Here is an 18373-nt window from a genome sequence, read left to right on the forward strand (position 1 = left end):
TCGACTATATACCCTGCTATCATTACCTCACTATAACAACCAGCAATTTTCCAGCGTGTTAAGGAATAATCAATGCCTGCCAGTACTGTTAATTGTTAGCTGAAAGAAGGCTAAAAGTAGCGGATGCTGTACGAGCAACAGGGGTAAGCGAGACGACATTACATAAGATATATAACGATCAATCATCTAGAGTTGATTTTGATACTATAGATAAGCTTTGTGAGTATTTAGAAGTAGAGGTGGGGGATATTTTTGAATATATAAAAGAGGATAAAGAGAAAAATACTCAGAAATAGGCTTTAGCTTACAGTTTAAAGTAGAGGTCAAAAAGAGGGTTTTAATTTTAATGGTCTTTAAGGGTCGGTCACCATTTAATCACCGTCACTTTTTTAAATGATTTAAATCTGATTGCATCATCATGACTATGAGTCGATGTAGACAAGTATTTTCCGCTACAGCCCATATTTCACGGACAAAAAAAAGCCCCAATCTTAAGATTGGGGCTTTTCGAATCTGGTAGGCGTAATCGGATTCGAACCAACGACCTCTACCATGTCAAGGTAGCGCTCTAACCAACTGAGCTATACGCCTATTTAGGTTGAGCATTTTAGCAAGTTTCCCAGACTTTGCAAGTCTTTTTTAGCATAAACCTCTTTTATTATCATAATATCTGCTATTCAGGCTCATATTAGTTATTTAGATATATTTTTGTGTATATTTACTAAATATTGAATTTAATACGTTTAGTTTTTATTGTTAATAAAAAGGGTAACGCTAATGATTAAACCCTTATAACTGGTATGATATCTCTCTAAACAACGTAATCGTCATGATAATAATGGCTTAAAGTCAGTCATGCTGACTAAGCGTTAAACAAATATTAAAAACAGTTGGAGAATAACATGGGTCTCTTGGTAGACGGGCAGTGGCAAGACAAGTGGTATGAGACAAAGGAGAGTGGCGGCCGCTTTCAGCGTGAAGATGCTGGTTTTAGAAACTGGGTAACGGTAGATGGTAGCGCAGGGCCTACAGGTATTGAGGGCTTTAAAGCCGAACCTGACCGCTATCATTTATACGTGTCGCTAGCCTGTCCTTGGGCACACCGCACCCTTATCTATCGCAAGCTTAAAGGCTTAGAAGACATCATTCCGCTATCTGTAGTACATCCGTATATGGGTGAGTATGGTTGGACGTTTGCAGAAGGTGCAGGCGTCGTTGCTGACCCAGTTATCAATGCAGACTATGCCTATGAGCTGTATACCAAGGCCAAGCCAGACTATACAGGCCGTGTCACCGTACCTATCTTGTGGGATAAAAAAACAAACACAATCGTGAGTAATGAGTCATCTGAGATTATTCGCATGTTTAACTCTGCCTTTGATGAGGTTGGGGCACTAGCAGGTGATTTTGTGCCAGCAGAGTTATTACAAGAAATTGATGATATCAATACCTTCGTCTATTCTACTATCAACAATGGCGTGTATAAGACAGGATTCTCTACCACACAAGAGGCTTACGAAGAGGCTTTGATTGAGCTATTTGCGGCATTAGATACACTTGAGACGCGCTTAGAACAACAGCGTTATCTGACAGGTAGCACCATAACTGAGGCAGATTGGCGACTGTTTACGACGTTGGTTCGTTTCGATGCTATCTATGTTGGGCATTTTAAATGCAATCTGCGTCGTATCGTTGATTATCCAAATCTGTGGGGCTATCTGCGTGATTTATATCAAGTGCCAGGTATTGCAGAGACGGTAAATATGACGCATATCAAGCAGCATTATTACACCAGTCATGCCAATATTAATCCCACGCGTATTGTCCCTGCTGGCCCAGTGATTGATTTTAATGAACTACATGACCGTGCACGTCTATAGTTTTATTTTAATAGAGTAACCGCGTAAAGAAGCCCCAGCTACTAATAGGTAGCTGGGGCTTTTACATTATAGAAGATAGTACAATGACTATTAGGCATTGTTTAGCTGGCGTGCTGCTTCTAGAGCAAAGTAGGTCAAGATACCATCAGCGCCAGCACGGCGGAAGCCAATCAGCGACTCTAAAATCACTGCATCACTTAACCAGCCGTTCTGAATGGCTGCCATATGCATGGCATATTCGCCTGAGACTTGATACGCAAAGGTGGGTACGCCAAAGGTATCTTTGACTTCACGAATCAGATCAAGATAAGGTTGACCAGGTTTGATCATGACCATATCTGCGCCTTCGTTGATATCCATAGCCACTTCATGCAAGGCTTCAGCACGATTGCCAAAGTCCATTTGATATTGCTTTTTGTGGCCACCTTTTAAGTTGCCAGCACTGCCAACGGCATCACGGAATGGACCATAGTAAGCAGAAGCATATTTGGCTGAGTAAGCCATGATAGCCGTATTCACAAAACCTTCTGCTTCAAACGCATCACGCATGGCTCTGATACGGCCATCCATCATGTCACTAGGAGAGATGATATCTGCACCGGCACGCGCATGTACTAGCGCTTGCTTGACCAGTACTTCGATGGTTGCATCATTGATGACGTAACCGCTGTCATCAAGCAGCCCATCTTGACCATGTGAGGTATAAGGGTCTAATGCTACATCAGTCATAACGACCATTTCTGGCACAGCGTCTTTGACCGCTTTTATCGTACGTGCAGTCAAGGCGTTTTCGTCATAAGCGGCGCTACCGTCCGGTGTTTTCAAAGCGTTATCGATCACAGGGAAAAGGTCGATGGTTGTGACACCTTCTGCTAATAACTCTTTGGCATAGTTGATTAGCAAATCAATCGATAAGCGTTCAACGCCCGGCATACTAGCGATGGTTTCGCGTTGGTTTTCGCCTTCTAAGACAAAGACAGGGGCAATAAAGTGCTTAGGATGCAGCTCTACTTCACGAATCATTGAGCGTACATTGTCATTGTAGCGTAGACGACGTAAGCGAGTAGCAGGGTATTGACGGTTAAAGGTATAGCTCATAATAATTCCTTGTGATTGTTTTAGGGCGTGTCCTCATTTTAAAAATGGTGATAAAAATGAGATAAATTGCAGTCAAACAAGGAAAATAGCGCAGATAATATCGGGATATTAACCAGCTATTTAACGATGTTTGGCAAAATTTAGCCATTTTTAGCCCGTTTAGATATGATCAATTGAATTGAGGACACGCCCTAATAGTTATCATGTTACATAGTTAAAATAATATCGCTATAAGCGGTATTTTATAGAATTAGCTTATCAAAATCTGTGCTTTATAAGTGGCTATAAATAAAGAGAGCTTGTATAAAGTGAGCCTACTATAACCAAAAGACGTTAATAAAAGCAAAAAGCCCCACCACGTTAAGTCGGTAGGGCTGATAGTACGTATCGACTGTCAATATGATGATAGAGCTGCGTCATCAGATTAAGGTTGGGTCATTTAAGGCTCAACAATCTGGGTCACAGGAACTTGCTCAACACTATTGTTATTGAAGCGAGTCTCTTCAGTGATCACGCCGACAGCGGCATCTTTCTTACCATCGTCATTCACATCGATGATAGCAGTCGGTTCAAAAGTAGTCGTTTCTACCGCTTGCGACTGCTTAATGGCGATAGCTTCTTGCGGCGTAGTCACACGCGCTGAACCAGCTGCTTTGATGGCGTTTGTCGCTTTGGTTTTTGCACTAGTAGCAGTTCCAGTGACAATCTGCGCCAAGTTGGTGTGCTGCGGTACAGGAATGACAGACGGTACATCAAGGTTCGCACCGCCACCAAGCGCTTGGTACAATTCAATCTGGCTAACGATTTTCTGTAGCTCTAAATCTAGGATACCTTGCTGAGTAGAGAACAGTGAACGCTGCGCGTCAAGTACGTCCAGATAGTTCGAGATACCGGCTTTAAAGCGCGCATCTGCTATCTGATAGGTCTGTTCAAAATTATCCTGCAGACGATACTGCGCCTCTAACTGCTCACCAAGTGTTGCACGCGTGGCAAGTACATCTGACACTTCGCGGAATGCCGTTTGGATAGAGTTCTCATAACTAGCAAGCGTTTGCTCACGTTCGATTTGAGCCACATCATAGTTGGCATCTAAACGGCCTGCATCAAAGATAGGGACGCTAACGCTAGGTCCAAACGACCAGCCAACGGCACCATTTTTGAACAAGTCATTTAAGCTGCCGCTACTGACGCCCACACTACTGGTCAAGCTAATAGATGGGAAGTAAGAGGCACGCGCCACTTCGATATTCGCACCAGCAGCTTTTAGGTTATATTCTGCCTGTAGTACGTCAGGACGATAGCGTAGTAATTCACTTGGTAGGCCGGCATTAAATATCTGCTGGCTGGTGATATTACTGACGGCAGGTGTTGGAATAAGCTCGTTTGGAATAGCGCCACCAACCAAGTACTGCAATGCATTGCGTGATTGAAGAACGCTGGTCTGTGCACGTAATACGGCAAGCTTGGCATTCTCTAATGAAGCAGAAGACTGTAGTGAAGGTAGCTTAGGATCGATACCTGCTTCAAAACGTTTATCCGCGATAAATAGCGAACGCTCACGACTCTCGACTGTGGCTTCAGCCAGTTTTAATTGCGCTAAGCTGTAGCTTAGGTTGGCGTAGCTTTGGGCAATATTACTAATCAAGCTGATTTGGGTCGCATCTTTGGCTGCTGTCGTCGCCAAGAAATTCTGCAATGCTTGATCTTTTAAGCTTGAGATTTTACCCCAAAAGTCGAGCTCGTAATTGGCAAGGCCTAAGTTGACACTGTAGCTACTACTAGCGTTTCGATCAGTACGATTCTGTGCTGAGCGAGTATAACCAGCACTGCCGTTGATAGCTGGCAAGTCATTAATATCGGTAATCTGATACTGTGCACGTGCTTTTTCAATCGCTAGGCGCGCACTTTCAAAGTCTTTATTATTTTCAAGACCGAGAGCAATCAGACCTTTTAGGCGCTCGTCGCTATAAAAATTCTGCCAGCGCTGACTGGCGATGCTTGCTTGGTCAGCACTACTGACAGTCTCTTTATCAAATGCACCGTAAGATTGCTGCATAGGAATATTTGGCTCTGCTAGCACAGGACGCATATCCGCTTTTGGAATGGTGTTACAAGCGGCCATGCTGATTGCCAATGCAGTCAGCCCTAATAGGCGACCACTATTTTTGCGCAAACGAGATAGTGCTGGCTGCGCATCGATAGCTGTAATAGCTACCGATGACGAGTTGATGATAGATGTTTTTTGAGCACTCATTGTGTATTGTCTCCAAGACTTGCAGGCTGATAACTCTCAGAAGGTGTTAGGTTATGCGAGTTAGGCGTACCATTGCCACCATCTTTATCATTGGGTGTGTTGTTCTCATATTTATGCGGGAACGCACTACGCACCCAGATATAGAACATTGGGATAAAGAAGATACCTAAGAGGGTTGCTGTGATTACCCCACCAACAACACTAGTACCAATAGCGTTTTGACTGCCTGAACCTGGCCCATTCGCCAAGAATAATGGCACAACACCCAGACCAAAGGCAAGCGAGGTCATGATAATCGGACGCAAACGCTGGCGTGCTGCGGTCATGACGGCCTCTCTGAGACTGTAACCTTCCTCTTGGTGTTCTTTTGCAAATTCAATAATCAAAATGGCGTTTTTGGCGGATAGACCAACGACAGTCAGTAGACCAACCTGCAAGTAGATATCATTGGCAAAACCACGTAGCCAAGTAAATATCACTGCACCCAATACCCCAAGTGGAATAACTAGTAGCACAGAGAAGGGGATCGACCAACTCTCATACAAAGCTGCCAAACATAAGAAAACAACTAGGATTGAAAGCGCATAAAGCATCGGCGCTTGGGCACCTGACTTTTGCTCTTCCAATGACATGCCTGTCCACTCGTAACTGATACCCTCAGGGAGCTTGTCTATCATCGCTTCCATTGAGCTCATCGCTTCACCAGTACTGAGACCGGGTGCGGCGCTACCTTGGATGTTCATTGACGGTAAGCTGTTGTAACGAGTAAGACGCGGTGAACCTGACTGCCACTCACTACTAGAGAATGCATCGAACGAAATCATATCGTTCATGTCATTTCGTACATACCATTTGCCAATATCATCAGGGTTGGTACGACTGCTGGCTTCACCTTGTACATAGACACGTTTGATACGGCCACGATCGATAAAGTCATTAACGTAGCTTGAGCCCCACGCTGTTGAGATAACACTGTTGATATTGCTTAGTGACAGGCCATAAGCCGCCGCTTGTTCTTGATTGATATTTACTTTAAGTTGTGGCGAATCTTCTTGACCGTTAGGACGTACACCAGCTACTTGGTCGTTCTGTGCAGCCATACCTAAGAGCATGTTTCGGGCTTCAAGTAGCCCATCGTGTCCAAGGTTACCACTGTCCTGAATCATTAAGTCAAAACCACTGGCGTTACCAAGCTCGGTAATCGCGGGTGGTACGATGGCAAATACTTGTGCTTCGTTTAGCTGAGTAAAGAAATACCCCATCGCTCGACCAGCGACAGCTTGAGCGGTGTTTTCATCGCCCGAGCGTTCCTCCCAGTCTGATAAGCGCACAAACGCCAGACCCATATTCTGACCTTGACCTGCAAAACTAAAGCCTGCAATGGTAAAGACCGAAGCGATATTATCGGTTTCTTGGGTATCGTAATAGTTTCTAACTTTATCCAATACGTCTTGCGTCTCATCTAACGTAGAGCCAGCCGGAAGCTGAACCAAGGTAAACATAATGCCTTGATCTTCTTCTGGTAAAAACGAGCCTGGAATACGTAAGAATACGACCGCCATAATACCGATGATGGCTGCATAACCAATCATATATAACCATTTAAAACGAATGCTTTTGCCTACAAAGTTTTCGTAAGAACGGCTAAGTTTAAAGAAGCCGCGGTTGAACCAACCAAAGAAGCCTTTTTGCTTTTCGGTACTGCCTTTTTCATGGCTTTTGCCACGTTTTAGCAAGGTTACACATAGGGCAGGGGTGAATACAAGCGCGACCATGGCAGAGAGCACCATGCTGGTAATCAGCGTGATAGAGAACTGACGATAAATCACACCTGTTGAGCCACCAAAGAAGGCCATCGGTACGAATACGGCAGACAAGATAAGCGCAATACCAATAACGATTTTACTGATTTCACCCATCGACTGGATAGTTGCATCTTTGATAGAGATGTGAGGATCTTCTTCTAGTATTCGCTCGACGTTCTCTACGACTACAATCGCATCATCGACCAGTAGACCGATGGACAATACCATGGCAAACATGGTCAATACGTTGATACTAAAGCCAGCAACGTATAGCACCGCAAAGGTACCTAATAGAACCACAGGTACTGCAAGCGTTGGAATAATGGTTGCGCGCCAGTTCTGTAAGAAAATGAACATGACGATAAATACTAATACAATGGCTTCGATGAGCGTATGTACAACTTGCTCGATAGAAAGCTTCACGAATGGCGTTGTGTCATAGGGAACAACTGATGCTAGACCTGTTGGGAAGTTTTGCTCCAGCTCTGCCATACGCGTAGCAACCGCTTCGCGAGTTTCAAGCGCGTTAGCACCGCCTGCAAGCGAAATACCTAGACCGGCGGCTTCTTGTCCATTATATAAAGACAAAATACTATAGTTTTCACTACCGATTTCAACATCTGCTACATCACCCAAACGTACTTGTGCACCAGAGGTGTCCGTTTTTAGCAGAATGTTTTTGAACTCTTCAGGCGTTTGTAGATAGCTTTGTACAGTAACAGTGGCGTTGATAACCTGTTTATCTGTGTCGGCAGGTGCTTGACCCAATTGACCAGCAGATACCTGAGCATTCTGTGCTCGTATCGCATTGACGACATCTGAAGGTATCATGTTGTAGCTACGTAGGCGTGATGGGTCTAACCAAACACGCATCGCATAAGTAGAACCAAAGACCTGAACGTCACCCACACCTTCGACACGACTGATCGAATCGAGGACGTTAGAGTTAATATAATCGGCAATATCAGACCGATCCATATTGCCGTCTTCAGAGATAAACGCCTGTACCATCATAAAACTGCTAGATGATTTGTTGACGTTGACACCTTGACGCTGCACTGATTCAGGTAGCGAGCTCATCGCGGCTTGTAGTTTATTCTGTACCTGCACTTGCGCAGTATCAGAGTCGGTACCGTTTTCAAAGGTTAGCGTCACAGACGCACTACCATTTGACGAGCTCGACGATGACATATACATCAGGCCATCTAGGCCTTTCATACGCTGCTCAATGATCTGTACTACTGAGTTTTCTACGGTTTGCGCATTGGCACCAGGATAGCTTGCACTGACTGAAATCGTTGGTGGTGCGATACGTGGATATTGTTCAATCGGTAGATTAAGAACGGATATCACCCCGATGAGCATGACCAAAACAGCCAGCACCCATGCAAAAATAGGGCGATTAATAAAAAAACGTGACATAGTATATCCCTAAGTCTTCCTGTCTTGAATGGAATTAGTTGGCAGCGGCTTCTGTTGGTTTTTTGGTAGAAGTCTCATCGCCAGCTGGCTTTTTATCCATCGTTTTTGCGGCTTGCTGCGGCGTTTTGGTATTAGGCGCATTCTTTGCAGCAGCTGGTGCTGGATTTGCGCTTTCTAACGGTTTGGCGACTACCTCTTGGTCAGGCTTGACCTTAGCACCGCCAATCACAACCACTTTGTCACCTGCTTTCAAGCCTTCAGTGACGACCCATTGTCCATCGTAAGTACCATTAATGGTGACCGGACGTACTTGGATTTTATTATTTTCGTCAACGATATAGACTTGCGTCTCACTCTTCGGCGTACGAGTGACCGCACTTTGCGGGACGAGAGCTGCGTTGGTAATAACGCTCTGCGTCAAACGTGCCGTGACATACATACCTGGTAGCAGGATGTTATTGCTGTTTGGGAAAATCGCACGCAAGGTGACAGCACCTGTTGACTCGTCAACTTTGGCTTCCGACAGTGCAAGCTTACCGCGTACTGGGTAAACAGAACCATCTTCTAGCACCAATTCGACTGAGTTCATACCCGGCTGAGCAGTACCATCTGCGATCTGCTGACGAAGCTTTAGCAATTCAGAAGAAGACTGGCTGATATCAACGTAGATAGGGTCTAAGCGTGAAATAGTCACCAATGGATCTGCTTGACCAGCACTGACCAGAGTACCAGCAGTGACGCTAGAGCGATCAGTACGACCGGTTAGCGGTGCGCGTACGATTGTACGGTTTAGATCTAAGGTACTGGCTTCCAAACCTGCTTTTGCGGTCTGAATGCCTGCTTTTGCACTCTCAATACCTGCTTGAGTTTGACCGACAGCGGCGGCGGCACTTTGTACTGCTGCTTGTGCTGTACGCACGGCTGTTTGTGCTTGATCGTACTGCTGTTTTGAGATGGCATCAATACTGACCAGACCTTGCAGACGTTGTAAGTCATTTTGCGCTTGTGCTAATGACGCTTGACGACTGACTAGCTCAGCTTTTGCATTGGCATTGTTTGCCACAGCAGTTTGATAGTTAGCCTGTGATTGCTGTACGGCAGCTTGGCCACTCGTTACAGACGAGGCATAGTTATCGGTGTTGATGCGATACAGTGGCTGACCTTTTTTGACGTTGCTTCCTTCACGGAATAGTACTTCGTCAATCACACCGTTGACCTGTGGGCGGACGTCAGCAGTTTGATAAGCTGCAGTACGACCAGAAAAAGTTTGTACTTGAGGGACGGTATCGAGAGTGACTGTCTGAACGTTGACAACCGCGGGCGGCATTTGCTGCTGTGCGGCTTGCGCACCAGCGGCGTCCTCGTTTTTGTCACAGCCAACCAGTACAGCTCCAGATAGTACAGATGCTATTACAAGCGCAAGATAAGAGTGCTTCATCAATGTCCTCGGCAATATATATAAATAGTGACAGTATAAAAATCGATCAATAAGTTTGGCGTACTGAATATAAGGGTCTTGCTAATGCTAAATGAAAAGAATAAATAGCCTAAGCTAGCATTATTTATTCCAGTTTCAGATTATTCCGTCAGTGAAATACGACTAATAGAAAATCTGACATCGATATGGATTAAGTATCGAAAGGATTATTTAGCATTAATTGTTTAAGCAAACCACAGAATGGATTAATAAATTTAATGAGTCATTATAAACTATTGGGGTAACCCCACAGTCAAGTAGTTTGCGATATGAGCTGGACCGAAAAGCAGCAATATTACAGTTTACGAATTAATAGATTACCGTCATAGTAAGCGTCGTCTCTATTAACAGCTAATAGAACCATGCACAACCTAGTATCAAAATATATTGTAAACTTTTGTTATAAATCTAAAACCCTATAGTAATTAAGGTTTTTAAACGATAGAAAATCAACTTTGTCAACAAAATGACAATTTTAGCAACCCCTAATTACAGTCATAAAAAATAACTATCGCTATCCGCGTTAGCAAACTTTAACCGACTGTCAAAAAGCCTTATACGATTATAGTACTGCAAGGATGTATGAAACTTAAAGAAAGGTAACGATTTGGCTGACACGCTATTTTTTAAGAGGGTAATTTCTAATTTATGGGCTTTTATTTATCAATTGCTATAGAAGTTTGCTAAAAAACCCTGTTAAAAAAAGAGTCGTCTTAGTTAATAACATAGACGACTCAGCTTCAATTATACTAGTCGGGCGCTAGCGAGTTCAGTCAATTGATATAAGCCTGTACGATAACGGTTATCAGGTAGTGTGCTCAGTGCATCTTGCGCCAGTTTGGTTTCTTCCAACGCGCGCTGCTTACAATAAGCCAATGAGCCAGAACTGCGTACCAATTCAATCAGCTGCTCAGCATTTGGTGTCTTACCTGTCTGAACGGCGATCCGTAACTGCTCATAACCTTCAACGTCGCTGTCTTTAAGTAACTCGAGTGCTTTGATAGTCGGTAGGGTAGGCTTGCCTTCTGCTAAATCATCGCCTAGATTTTTGCCCATCACCTCACTATCACCACTATAATCAAGCACATCATCGATAATCTGAAAAGCATTGCCAAAATGCTGCCCAAAATCGCCCAATGCCGTCATGTATTCTGTTTTGTCTTGCAAGATAGCGGCACCTTGGGTTGCCATCATGAACAGGCGTGAAGTTTTGCCATCGATAATGCGTAAGTAATCTTCCTCTGTCGCGGCAGGGTTATGCTGGTGCTGTAGCTGTAACACTTCGCCTTCGGCAATATCACAAGTCCCATCTGAGAACACTTGCAACAATGGTAGGCTTTGAAAACCAACCAATAGATTAAAGGCGCGGGCAATCAAATAATCACCGACTAACACTGCAGTGGCATTGTCCCACGTCGCATTTGCCGTCGGTTTTCCACGGCGTTGCCCTGACTCATCAATGACATCATCATGGACTAGGGTAGCGGTATGTAGCATTTCCGTGATAGCAGCTAGATGCATGGCCTTTTCTGATGGATTATCATCAAACATACGTGCGCAGAGCAAGGTAATCAACGGACGCATACGTTTGCCGCCAGCATTGATCACGTGTTGCGAGACGCTCATGACGAGTTGTACTTTTGAGTTCAAACTGCCAAACACTTGCTTGTCCATTACCTCAAAGTCATTGGCTACAATACTTTGAATATCAGCATAGCTAGGCGTCGATTGAGAGGCAGGCACGGTATTATTTAAAGAGGTACTAGTCATAATAAATAGTCATATTAATAAGAGTAAAGAGAATTGTTATAACCTTGACTTTATCTATCTATAGGTAAGGTATTATTTCGCTTATGATAGCATAGCTATCTGCTTAAATTGTTGGTTAAAGTATATAGCACAAGTAGGTCAGGCGTATGATATATAGGGCTTACTATGCCTATTAAATAGAATAAAAACGATAAGAAATGTCTTATGTTTTACAGGTATGTTATCTAGCGCATTTTAAGCTTATTGGTCACATAAATGATTCATAAAAGGCTGTAAGTAACTGATTGCATAAGTTATAATGGCCGCTGTTGGGCTTAATCTATCACTTATCATTACTATTTCTCATGTTTATATTCGTATTGTCGTTTATCGACTTTCTTTGACGAGCAGCAGTTATAGCTAAATGAGAGATGGTCATTAGTGTAACCACCTTGCAAAAACAAGAGGCGCGGCTTGCTTTTATGAGCAAAAAGCCGTAAAATCTTGCCTTTAATTTTTCCCTGTCGTGTTCGTCGTAAAAGCGTTGGTATAACATCAGCCACGGCACACGGGTTAAACGGAGTCATACAATGTACGCAGTAATCAAAACTGGTGGTAAACAGCACCGTGTAGTCGTCGATGAATTGCTTAAAGTTGAACTACTAAAAGCAGAAAAAGGCGAAACAATCAAATTTGAAGACGTGTTGATGGTTGTTGACGGCGATAACGTCAAAATCGGTCAGCCTGTTGTTGACGGCGCTAGCGTAGAAGTTGAAGTTGTTGAGCATGGTCGCGGCGAAAAAATCCGTATCATCAAGCACAACCGTCGTAAGCATTATCACAAAGAACAAGGTCACCGCCAATGGTACACCTTGTTAAAAATCAAAGCGATTAATGCCTAATTATCCATTTAGCAATTATTGCTAAATAGCGCACTAAATGCTTAAGAGTTATCGCATCAGCGATAAGTCAAATTAACAAGGAGATTTTCTCATGGCACATAAAAAAGCTGCCGGTTCGAGCCGTAACGGTCGTGATTCAAACCCAAAAATGCTAGGCGTAAAAATCTTTGGTGGCCAAGCTATCACAGCTGGTAACATCATCGTTCGTCAACGTGGTACAGAATTCCATGCAGGCGAAGGCGTTGGCATGGGTCGTGACCATACTTTATTTGCACTGAATGACGGTGTTGTAAAGTTTGCGACCAAAGGTAAATTTAACCGTCGTTATGTTACGGTTGAAAACGCATAATTATCTATTTAGGTTATTTTATTCGTTGAATAGAATGATCAGATAATTAAAAAAGCCCTTACTGCCTTATGGTAGTAGGGGCTTTTTACGTTTGTAGGGTATCGTAAGTTAATAATGATTCTTCTAAGCGATATCTTTAAGGCCATTATTGGCATAATTACTGTAGCTAAGAATTCTAAATGCAAACTTTTACTGTGTAACTGCATTGGTTACAAGCGTGTATGGCAGCCGTAGTAAAGATTGCAAATCATGACTAGGCGCGTAATAAAAAAACTGGCACACTGTTGCCATTGCTGATGGTTACCAGCTTTAGCTTGGTAAAATCAGTACTTATAGAAAACAAAAATTTCAATAGAACATTTTATTTTTAGCGACAACTTTAAAGCGATTATGCTTTTTTAGAGAGGATTTATGATGAACTTATCTACGAAAAAATCAACCAAACAAAAAATGATGAGTGGTGCTTTAGCAGGTGTATTAATGACATCGCTAGGTATCGCAGCGCCAATGATGGCATTGACTCAAACGGCTACCGCAGCTCCTGCTGACAACCTAACAGCTGCTAAACGTTTGAACAAATTGCTGACCAATACCAAGAGTATGACGGCTAACTTTAGCCAAACGACTAAAGGCGCGAGTAGTGGTACATTTACAGGCTCTATGAGTGTCCAACGTCCAAATAATTTCCGTTGGGAAACCAAGTCACCATCAGAGCAGCTGATCGTGGCTAATGGTAACTCTATGTGGGTTTATGACAAGGATTTAGAGCAAGCGACTAAGCAAAACGTCGACAGCCAAGTAGGTAATACTCCAGCCTTGCTACTGTCAGGTGATCCAAGCAAGATTGATCAAAACTTTAAGATCACTCAGCCATATGACAACAAAAACTACTATGTGCTCTATCCTAAGTCAGACAGCGCAAGTTTTAAAAGTCTTTCAATAAGCTTTAGTGGTGGCAAACCTGTCATGATGGTATTGAATGACACCTTGGGTCAAACAACCTCTATCAAGTTTAGCAGTATCAAGATGAACCCAAGTATTGGTAGCAGTCAGTTTAAATTTACACCACCAAAGGGTGTTGACGTTATCAATCAGTAATTAATAGATATATTGCTAGGTTTTGATATCAGTTCAAAATTAGTAACGTAATAAAAAGGACAGATCCTATGCGGTCTGTCCTTTTTTGTGTGAGTAACTATAGTTTGTTCAGCAGAAATTTTAAGACATGGCTCGTATGGTTTCCATATCTGGCATAGGCGGTAGTTCATCCAGATGGCTTAATCCAAACGCATCTAAAAACTGCGCAGTAGTATGCAGCAATGCAGGACGACCTAGAGTATCTTTAAAACCTTTCTCCACAATCCAGCCTTTATCAAATAACTGGCGCAGTATATTGCTCGATAATGTCACTCCGCGCACATGCTCGATATCACTGCGTGTCACAGGTTGTTTATAAGCAATGACACTTAGGGTTTCAAGTAAGGCTTGGCTCAAACGTTCCTGACGCTGCGGAAAAATACGCTGAATTAGACTGCTATAGTCATCAGATATCTGTAAACGATAACCGCTGGCGGTCTCATGTAGCCTAAGCACACCTGTATCTAAGCGTTGTTGCAGCACTTCCAAGGTTTGCTTTAATTCTTTAGTAGATAATGACAAATGTTTCTTTAATGCGTGAGCGGTCAGCGGTGCTTCTGATGCATGCAACAACACCTCAATACGTCTACTCAACTCTTCCAAAGAGTCACGCTGCGCTTCAGCTGATGGAGATGTGGTCATAGTTGTTGATTCTTGGGTCTCATCATGTTGTTTTAGGTCTTCAATATCTACCATCTAAAGTATGCTCTTATTTCAATATTGTGATTTTGATAGAGAATAGGCTAGGAGACAGTTTTAGAGCCTACTAGGCTAACCACTGTAATGTGAGATTTGTGGATTCATTATTCATATTAGTCTGATCAGAATTATTGGAAACAGAGTTGACGATATCGCTATCTGTCTCAATGTTAACCACACCAACCAACTGCCGCTTTATAAGCTCAAGTACGGCGACAAAACTCACGACCACGCCTATTTTACCTTGTGCTTTATCTAGTAGTTCATAAAAGGAGCGCGCCCCATCTGTACTTAGTTGCCTACTAATACTGGCAATACGATCGGCAAGGGGTACAGCATCAACTTTGATCGTATGCATTTGATAGTCGGGCTGTAGTTGCATTTTAAATAAGCTATCAATCAGCAAGTTAGGTGAGTAGCTTGGCAGCTCCGCATTCATAACGTCTTGACCAGGCATACTGACCATTGCCAAAAACACATCGCGCTCTAAGCGTACTAGATTATCTAAACGCTGACTAACCACTTTGATTTGCGCGTACTCTTCGAGGCGCTCGATCAACTCTGCTTTTGGGTCACGCTCGTCGATTGGGGTATCAGGGGCAGGCAATAACAGTTCGGTTTTGATAGCAATGAGCGTTGATGCCATAAGCAGATAATCACCCGCTAATTCAAAATGCTCGGTATCCAGTTCACCGATATAAGCTAAGTACTGCTCAGTGATGGGCAGAATGGGCATCTGAGTCAAATCGACGTTGTTCTTTTTGACCAAATACAACAGAAAATCCAATGGACCAGCAAACTGCTCTAACCAAATAGCAAAGGCTTGCGGTGGTACATACAGGTCTTCTGGCAAATGCTGCACAGGCGTCTGATAGATACGTAGCGACATATCATGGTTGACTGATTCATCATGCTCGCTCTGATTGTCTGTAAGCTCGGAGGTTGAATCAGCCATAGCAGATAAGGCGGCTTTAGACAAAGCCGCCTGTTTGGTGTTTGGTTCAGTTTGCACGTTTAGCACCCGCTTTGATAATAAATTGCGTCAGTGAAACGACTATTCCAGCAACGATTATTTAAGCTTAGCAAGCGGACGGATGCCAATAGCACGGCGAGCTTTGTCTAGTTGCTTACGACTATGGCGACGGGCTTTATCCGCACCCATCTGCAAGATTTCTTCTAGCTCTTTTGGATTGGCCATCAGCTCTTCGTAACGTGCACGGAATGGCGCGATTTCGTCATTAATCTTATCAAATAGGGCTTGCTTAGCGTCACCCCAGCCAATACCAGCGGCATAACGCGCACGCATATCAGCAATCTCTTCAGCGGTCGCAAATGCTTTATAAATCTCAAAGATAGCTGAGTCATCTGGATCTTTTGGCTCATCAGGTAGCTGTGAATTAGTCACTATTTTCATGATGGCTTTATGCATTTGTTTTTCAGGACTGACCTGTGGATTTGGCTCACCGAATAGGGGAATCGTATTGCTGTAGCTCTTACTCATCTTGCGGCCATCAAGCCCAGTAAGCAGCGGTATATCATTATCAACGACTGCTGACGGTAGCGTGAAAAGCGACTTATAACGATGATTAAAAGTACCTGCGATATCACGCGCCATCTCAATATGCTGTACTTGATCACGACCAACAGGCACGTGGGTCGCATTAAACATCAAGATATCAGCCGCCATTAGCACGGGATAACCAAACAGACCCATGGTGACACCTTGATCAGGATCGACATCGGCTTTTTCTGTATTGATATCAACGGCTGCTTTATAGGCATGGGCGCGGTTCATCAAACCTTTGGCACATGAGCAGTTCAAAATCCAAGCAAGCTCTGGAATTTCAGGTACGTCTGACTGACGGTAGAATGTCACACGCTCTGGGTCTAGACCACAAGCAATCCACGTAGCGGCAATAGCTCTCGTCGATTCATGAATGATAGCAGGGTCATAGCAGCCGATGATGCCATGGTAGTCTGCCAAAAAGAAAAACGCTTCATGATCACTATTTTGAATAGACTCAATCGCTGGACGAATCGCGCCAACATAGTTACCTAAGTGCGGAATACCAGTCGGTTTGATACCAGTCAGGATGCGCTTGGCTTCAGTTGAAGTATCAGAAGCTTGATTGTCAGGAGTACTGTTATTGCTCATGGAAAATCCGTTATTTTGTTTATCAAATTATTATCAGTGCATAGCTAAAATGCAAAATATTAGCCGCAAAGTATAGCAAACTTCACCAGTATTTTTGGGAATAAAGGCTTACTTATAGATATCAGTACGACCGTTTGGCCCATGTTTGAAGCGGCGATGGAACCACATCCACTGAGTGGGATCAATACGAATGAGTCCTTCTAAGACTTCATTGACCCGAGTGGCATCAGCGACTTCATCTTTACTTGGATAATTGTCTAATTCTGGCGTAATTGTTAAATGATAATGAGGGCGTTTACCACGCGGCAAATTGTCAGGTGTCTGCCGATAAGTATGTAGTGCCATAACAGCTGGTGGCTTTTCTTTGCTACCCAGTTTTGCCATGCGACGCGATGCAGTAATCGTCGCAGCAGGCACACCGAAGAATGGCGCCATGACACCTTGCTTGAGACCATAGTCTTGGTCAGGAGAGTACCAGATGACGTGTCCTGCTTTAATAGAGGTAACTAAGCTTCGCATATCACGACTTGAGATTTGCTTACCAAAGATATTGGTACGACCATTATAAATAAACCAATCTAATAAAGGATTGTTTTGCGTACGATACATACAATCTACTGGGAAAAACTGCGCACATAATAGGCCACCCAAATCTAGCATCGTATAATGTGCACCGAGCAGGATAACTGGTCGCTGCTCATTTTGCGCATTAACAATATGCTGTAAACCCGAAATGGATACAGTTCTAGTAAATACATCTGGTCGGAACCAAGCGCATAACGTTTCAAACACACCAATGCCTTGATTGACAAAGACTTGCTTGGCCATTAATTCACGTTCAGCTTCAGGCTTCTCTGGGAACGCCAACTTCAGGTTGATTAATGTATCGCGTCTACGTGAGCCAGCAACTTTATAAATCAATATACCGAGCTTACGACCTAGCCAAAACTGCCAACGTAACGGCAGATATATCATCGGTAGCATTATTAAGAATAATAACCAAATGCCCCAATTCTTTGGTGATAAAAACTGCCACTGAAATGGCTTGTTATCTGCTTGCGCTGTACGCTTATGATTTTGGGTAATTGTCGGTGTGCCAGCAGGTATCGCAGGCGACTTAGCCGACTGTTTCATGCTAGGCGGCACGCTGCTGTTGGCAGATGGCTTGCTAGGGTCGAATTGTTCTGGCGCTTTCATAATATCCTTCTGCAGCACGGTTTGAGGCATCATGGCTAATAATAAAAAGTTACTGATATGATGGGGTAGCGTTTAATGCTTTGCAAGTTAGAATTTCTACAGACGATCTACTTTATAGTGTCGAAACAAGGTGCTCATGTTAGTTATTGCTGTAAAACAAAGCTGGTTTGATGAAGACAATTAAAGTGCTATCAGTAGGCATAAAAAAACCTTATAAGCTGTGACCAGCTTATAAGGTTTTGCAAAACC

At 43.4% G+C, this 18373-nt stretch carries 14 protein-coding genes and 1 tRNA gene; 5 read left to right on the plus strand and 10 right to left on the minus strand.

All coding sequences use genetic code 11. The features are described 5' to 3' along the window. Nucleotides 1-92: 92 nt before the first annotated feature. Nucleotides 93-296, plus strand: a complete 204-nt coding sequence (locus JMX96_RS03245) for a helix-turn-helix domain-containing protein (protein WP_201567324.1) — start codon at nucleotides 93-95, stop codon at nucleotides 294-296. Nucleotides 297-514: 218 nt separating this feature from the next. On the opposite strand, the gene JMX96_RS03250 is transcribed toward JMX96_RS03245, so the two are convergent. Continuing rightward, nucleotides 515-591, minus strand: a tRNA-Val gene (locus tag JMX96_RS03250). A gap of 311 nt (nucleotides 592-902) precedes the next feature. Here JMX96_RS03250 and JMX96_RS03255 point away from each other — a divergent pair. Beyond that, nucleotides 903-1880: a glutathione S-transferase family protein gene (locus JMX96_RS03255; RefSeq protein WP_201567325.1), complete on the plus strand. Its 978-nt coding sequence runs from the start codon at nucleotides 903-905 to the stop codon at nucleotides 1878-1880. Nucleotides 1881-1970: 90 nt separating this feature from the next. Here JMX96_RS03255 and hemB read toward each other — a convergent pair whose 3' ends face one another. The 5 genes from hemB to JMX96_RS03280 form a co-directional block, all read right to left on the minus strand. After that, nucleotides 1971-2978: a porphobilinogen synthase gene (gene hemB / locus JMX96_RS03260; protein ID WP_201567326.1), complete on the minus strand. Its 1008-nt coding sequence runs from the start codon at nucleotides 2976-2978 to the stop codon at nucleotides 1971-1973. 439 nt (nucleotides 2979-3417) lie between these two features. Further along, on the minus strand, nucleotides 3418-5232 hold the full coding sequence (locus JMX96_RS03265; protein WP_201567327.1) for an efflux transporter outer membrane subunit: 1815 nt from the start codon (nucleotides 5230-5232) through the stop codon (nucleotides 3418-3420). Beyond that, nucleotides 5229-8459 (minus strand): efflux RND transporter permease subunit, encoded by a 3231-nt coding sequence (locus JMX96_RS03270; protein WP_201567328.1) that lies wholly within the window; start codon nucleotides 8457-8459, stop codon nucleotides 5229-5231. Before JMX96_RS03270 ends, JMX96_RS03265 begins: the two co-directional genes overlap by 4 nt. Nucleotides 8460-8493: 34 nt before the next feature. Next, nucleotides 8494-9897 (minus strand): efflux RND transporter periplasmic adaptor subunit, encoded by a 1404-nt coding sequence (locus tag JMX96_RS03275; RefSeq protein ID WP_201567329.1) that lies wholly within the window; start codon nucleotides 9895-9897, stop codon nucleotides 8494-8496. Between the two features lie 783 nt (nucleotides 9898-10680). Beyond that, nucleotides 10681-11706 (minus strand): polyprenyl synthetase family protein, encoded by a 1026-nt coding sequence (locus tag JMX96_RS03280; RefSeq protein WP_201567331.1) that lies wholly within the window; start codon nucleotides 11704-11706, stop codon nucleotides 10681-10683. A gap of 569 nt (nucleotides 11707-12275) precedes the next feature. Between JMX96_RS03280 and rplU the strand changes: the two genes are divergently transcribed. The 3 genes from rplU (at nucleotide 12276) to lolA (ending at nucleotide 14034) form a co-directional block, all read left to right on the plus strand. Further along, the gene (gene rplU / locus JMX96_RS03285) at nucleotides 12276-12587 is read left to right on the plus strand and encodes a 50S ribosomal protein L21 (RefSeq protein ID WP_057761012.1); all 312 of its coding nucleotides are present in this window, start codon (nucleotides 12276-12278) and stop codon (nucleotides 12585-12587) included. A 91-nt stretch (nucleotides 12588-12678) separates the two neighbouring features. Continuing rightward, the gene (rpmA, locus tag JMX96_RS03290; protein ID WP_021813611.1) at nucleotides 12679-12936 is read left to right on the plus strand and encodes a 50S ribosomal protein L27; all 258 of its coding nucleotides are present in this window, start codon (nucleotides 12679-12681) and stop codon (nucleotides 12934-12936) included. 411 nt (nucleotides 12937-13347) lie between these two features. Next, nucleotides 13348-14034: an outer membrane lipoprotein chaperone LolA gene (lolA, locus tag JMX96_RS03295; RefSeq protein WP_227676893.1), complete on the plus strand. Its 687-nt coding sequence runs from the start codon at nucleotides 13348-13350 to the stop codon at nucleotides 14032-14034. Between the two features lie 120 nt (nucleotides 14035-14154). On the opposite strand, the gene scpB is transcribed toward lolA, so the two are convergent. From scpB to JMX96_RS03315, 4 genes are all read right to left on the minus strand, one after another. Further along, complete coding sequence (scpB, locus tag JMX96_RS03300; RefSeq protein ID WP_201567333.1) at nucleotides 14155-14715, minus strand: SMC-Scp complex subunit ScpB; 561 nt, start codon at nucleotides 14713-14715, stop codon at nucleotides 14155-14157. A gap of 124 nt (nucleotides 14716-14839) precedes the next feature. Further along, the gene (locus tag JMX96_RS03305) at nucleotides 14840-15661 is read right to left on the minus strand and encodes a segregation and condensation protein A (RefSeq protein WP_201568019.1); all 822 of its coding nucleotides are present in this window, start codon (nucleotides 15659-15661) and stop codon (nucleotides 14840-14842) included. Nucleotides 15662-15841: 180 nt separating this feature from the next. Then, nucleotides 15842-16927: a tryptophan--tRNA ligase gene (locus JMX96_RS03310; RefSeq protein WP_191113962.1), complete on the minus strand. Its 1086-nt coding sequence runs from the start codon at nucleotides 16925-16927 to the stop codon at nucleotides 15842-15844. A 108-nt stretch (nucleotides 16928-17035) separates the two neighbouring features. Next, nucleotides 17036-18124: a lipid A biosynthesis acyltransferase gene (locus JMX96_RS03315; RefSeq protein ID WP_201567334.1), complete on the minus strand. Its 1089-nt coding sequence runs from the start codon at nucleotides 18122-18124 to the stop codon at nucleotides 17036-17038. Nucleotides 18125-18373: the final 249 nt, after the last annotated feature.

Source organism: Psychrobacter sp. JCM 18900, from assembly GCF_904846625.1.
Lineage (GTDB): Bacteria > Pseudomonadota > Gammaproteobacteria > Pseudomonadales > Moraxellaceae > Psychrobacter.

Excerpts from the sequence above, each read along its gene's own strand:
- rplU (WP_057761012.1), top strand. The coding sequence starts at position 12,276 with ATGTACGCAGTAATCAAAACTGGTGGTAAACAGCACCGTGTAGTCGTC.
- hemB (WP_201567326.1), bottom strand. The coding sequence starts at position 2,978 with ATGAGCTATACCTTTAACCGTCAATACCCTGCTACTCGCTTACGTCGT.
- JMX96_RS03270 (WP_201567328.1), bottom strand. The coding sequence starts at position 8,459 with ATGTCACGTTTTTTTATTAATCGCCCTATTTTTGCATGGGTGCTGGCT.
- JMX96_RS03305 (WP_201568019.1), bottom strand. The coding sequence starts at position 15,661 with ATGTCGCTACGTATCTATCAGACGCCTGTGCAGCATTTGCCAGAAGAC.
- lolA (WP_227676893.1), top strand. The coding sequence starts at position 13,348 with ATGATGAACTTATCTACGAAAAAATCAACCAAACAAAAAATGATGAGT.
- scpB (WP_201567333.1), bottom strand. The coding sequence starts at position 14,715 with ATGACCACATCTCCATCAGCTGAAGCGCAGCGTGACTCTTTGGAAGAG.
- JMX96_RS03275 (WP_201567329.1), bottom strand. The coding sequence starts at position 9,897 with ATGAAGCACTCTTATCTTGCGCTTGTAATAGCATCTGTACTATCTGGA.
- JMX96_RS03310 (WP_191113962.1), bottom strand. The coding sequence starts at position 16,927 with ATGAGCAATAACAGTACTCCTGACAATCAAGCTTCTGATACTTCAACT.
- rpmA (WP_021813611.1), top strand. The coding sequence starts at position 12,679 with ATGGCACATAAAAAAGCTGCCGGTTCGAGCCGTAACGGTCGTGATTCA.
- JMX96_RS03280 (WP_201567331.1), bottom strand. The coding sequence starts at position 11,706 with ATGACTAGTACCTCTTTAAATAATACCGTGCCTGCCTCTCAATCGACG.
- JMX96_RS03315 (WP_201567334.1), bottom strand. The coding sequence starts at position 18,124 with ATGAAAGCGCCAGAACAATTCGACCCTAGCAAGCCATCTGCCAACAGC.
- JMX96_RS03255 (WP_201567325.1), top strand. The coding sequence starts at position 903 with ATGGGTCTCTTGGTAGACGGGCAGTGGCAAGACAAGTGGTATGAGACA.
- JMX96_RS03265 (WP_201567327.1), bottom strand. The coding sequence starts at position 5,232 with ATGAGTGCTCAAAAAACATCTATCATCAACTCGTCATCGGTAGCTATT.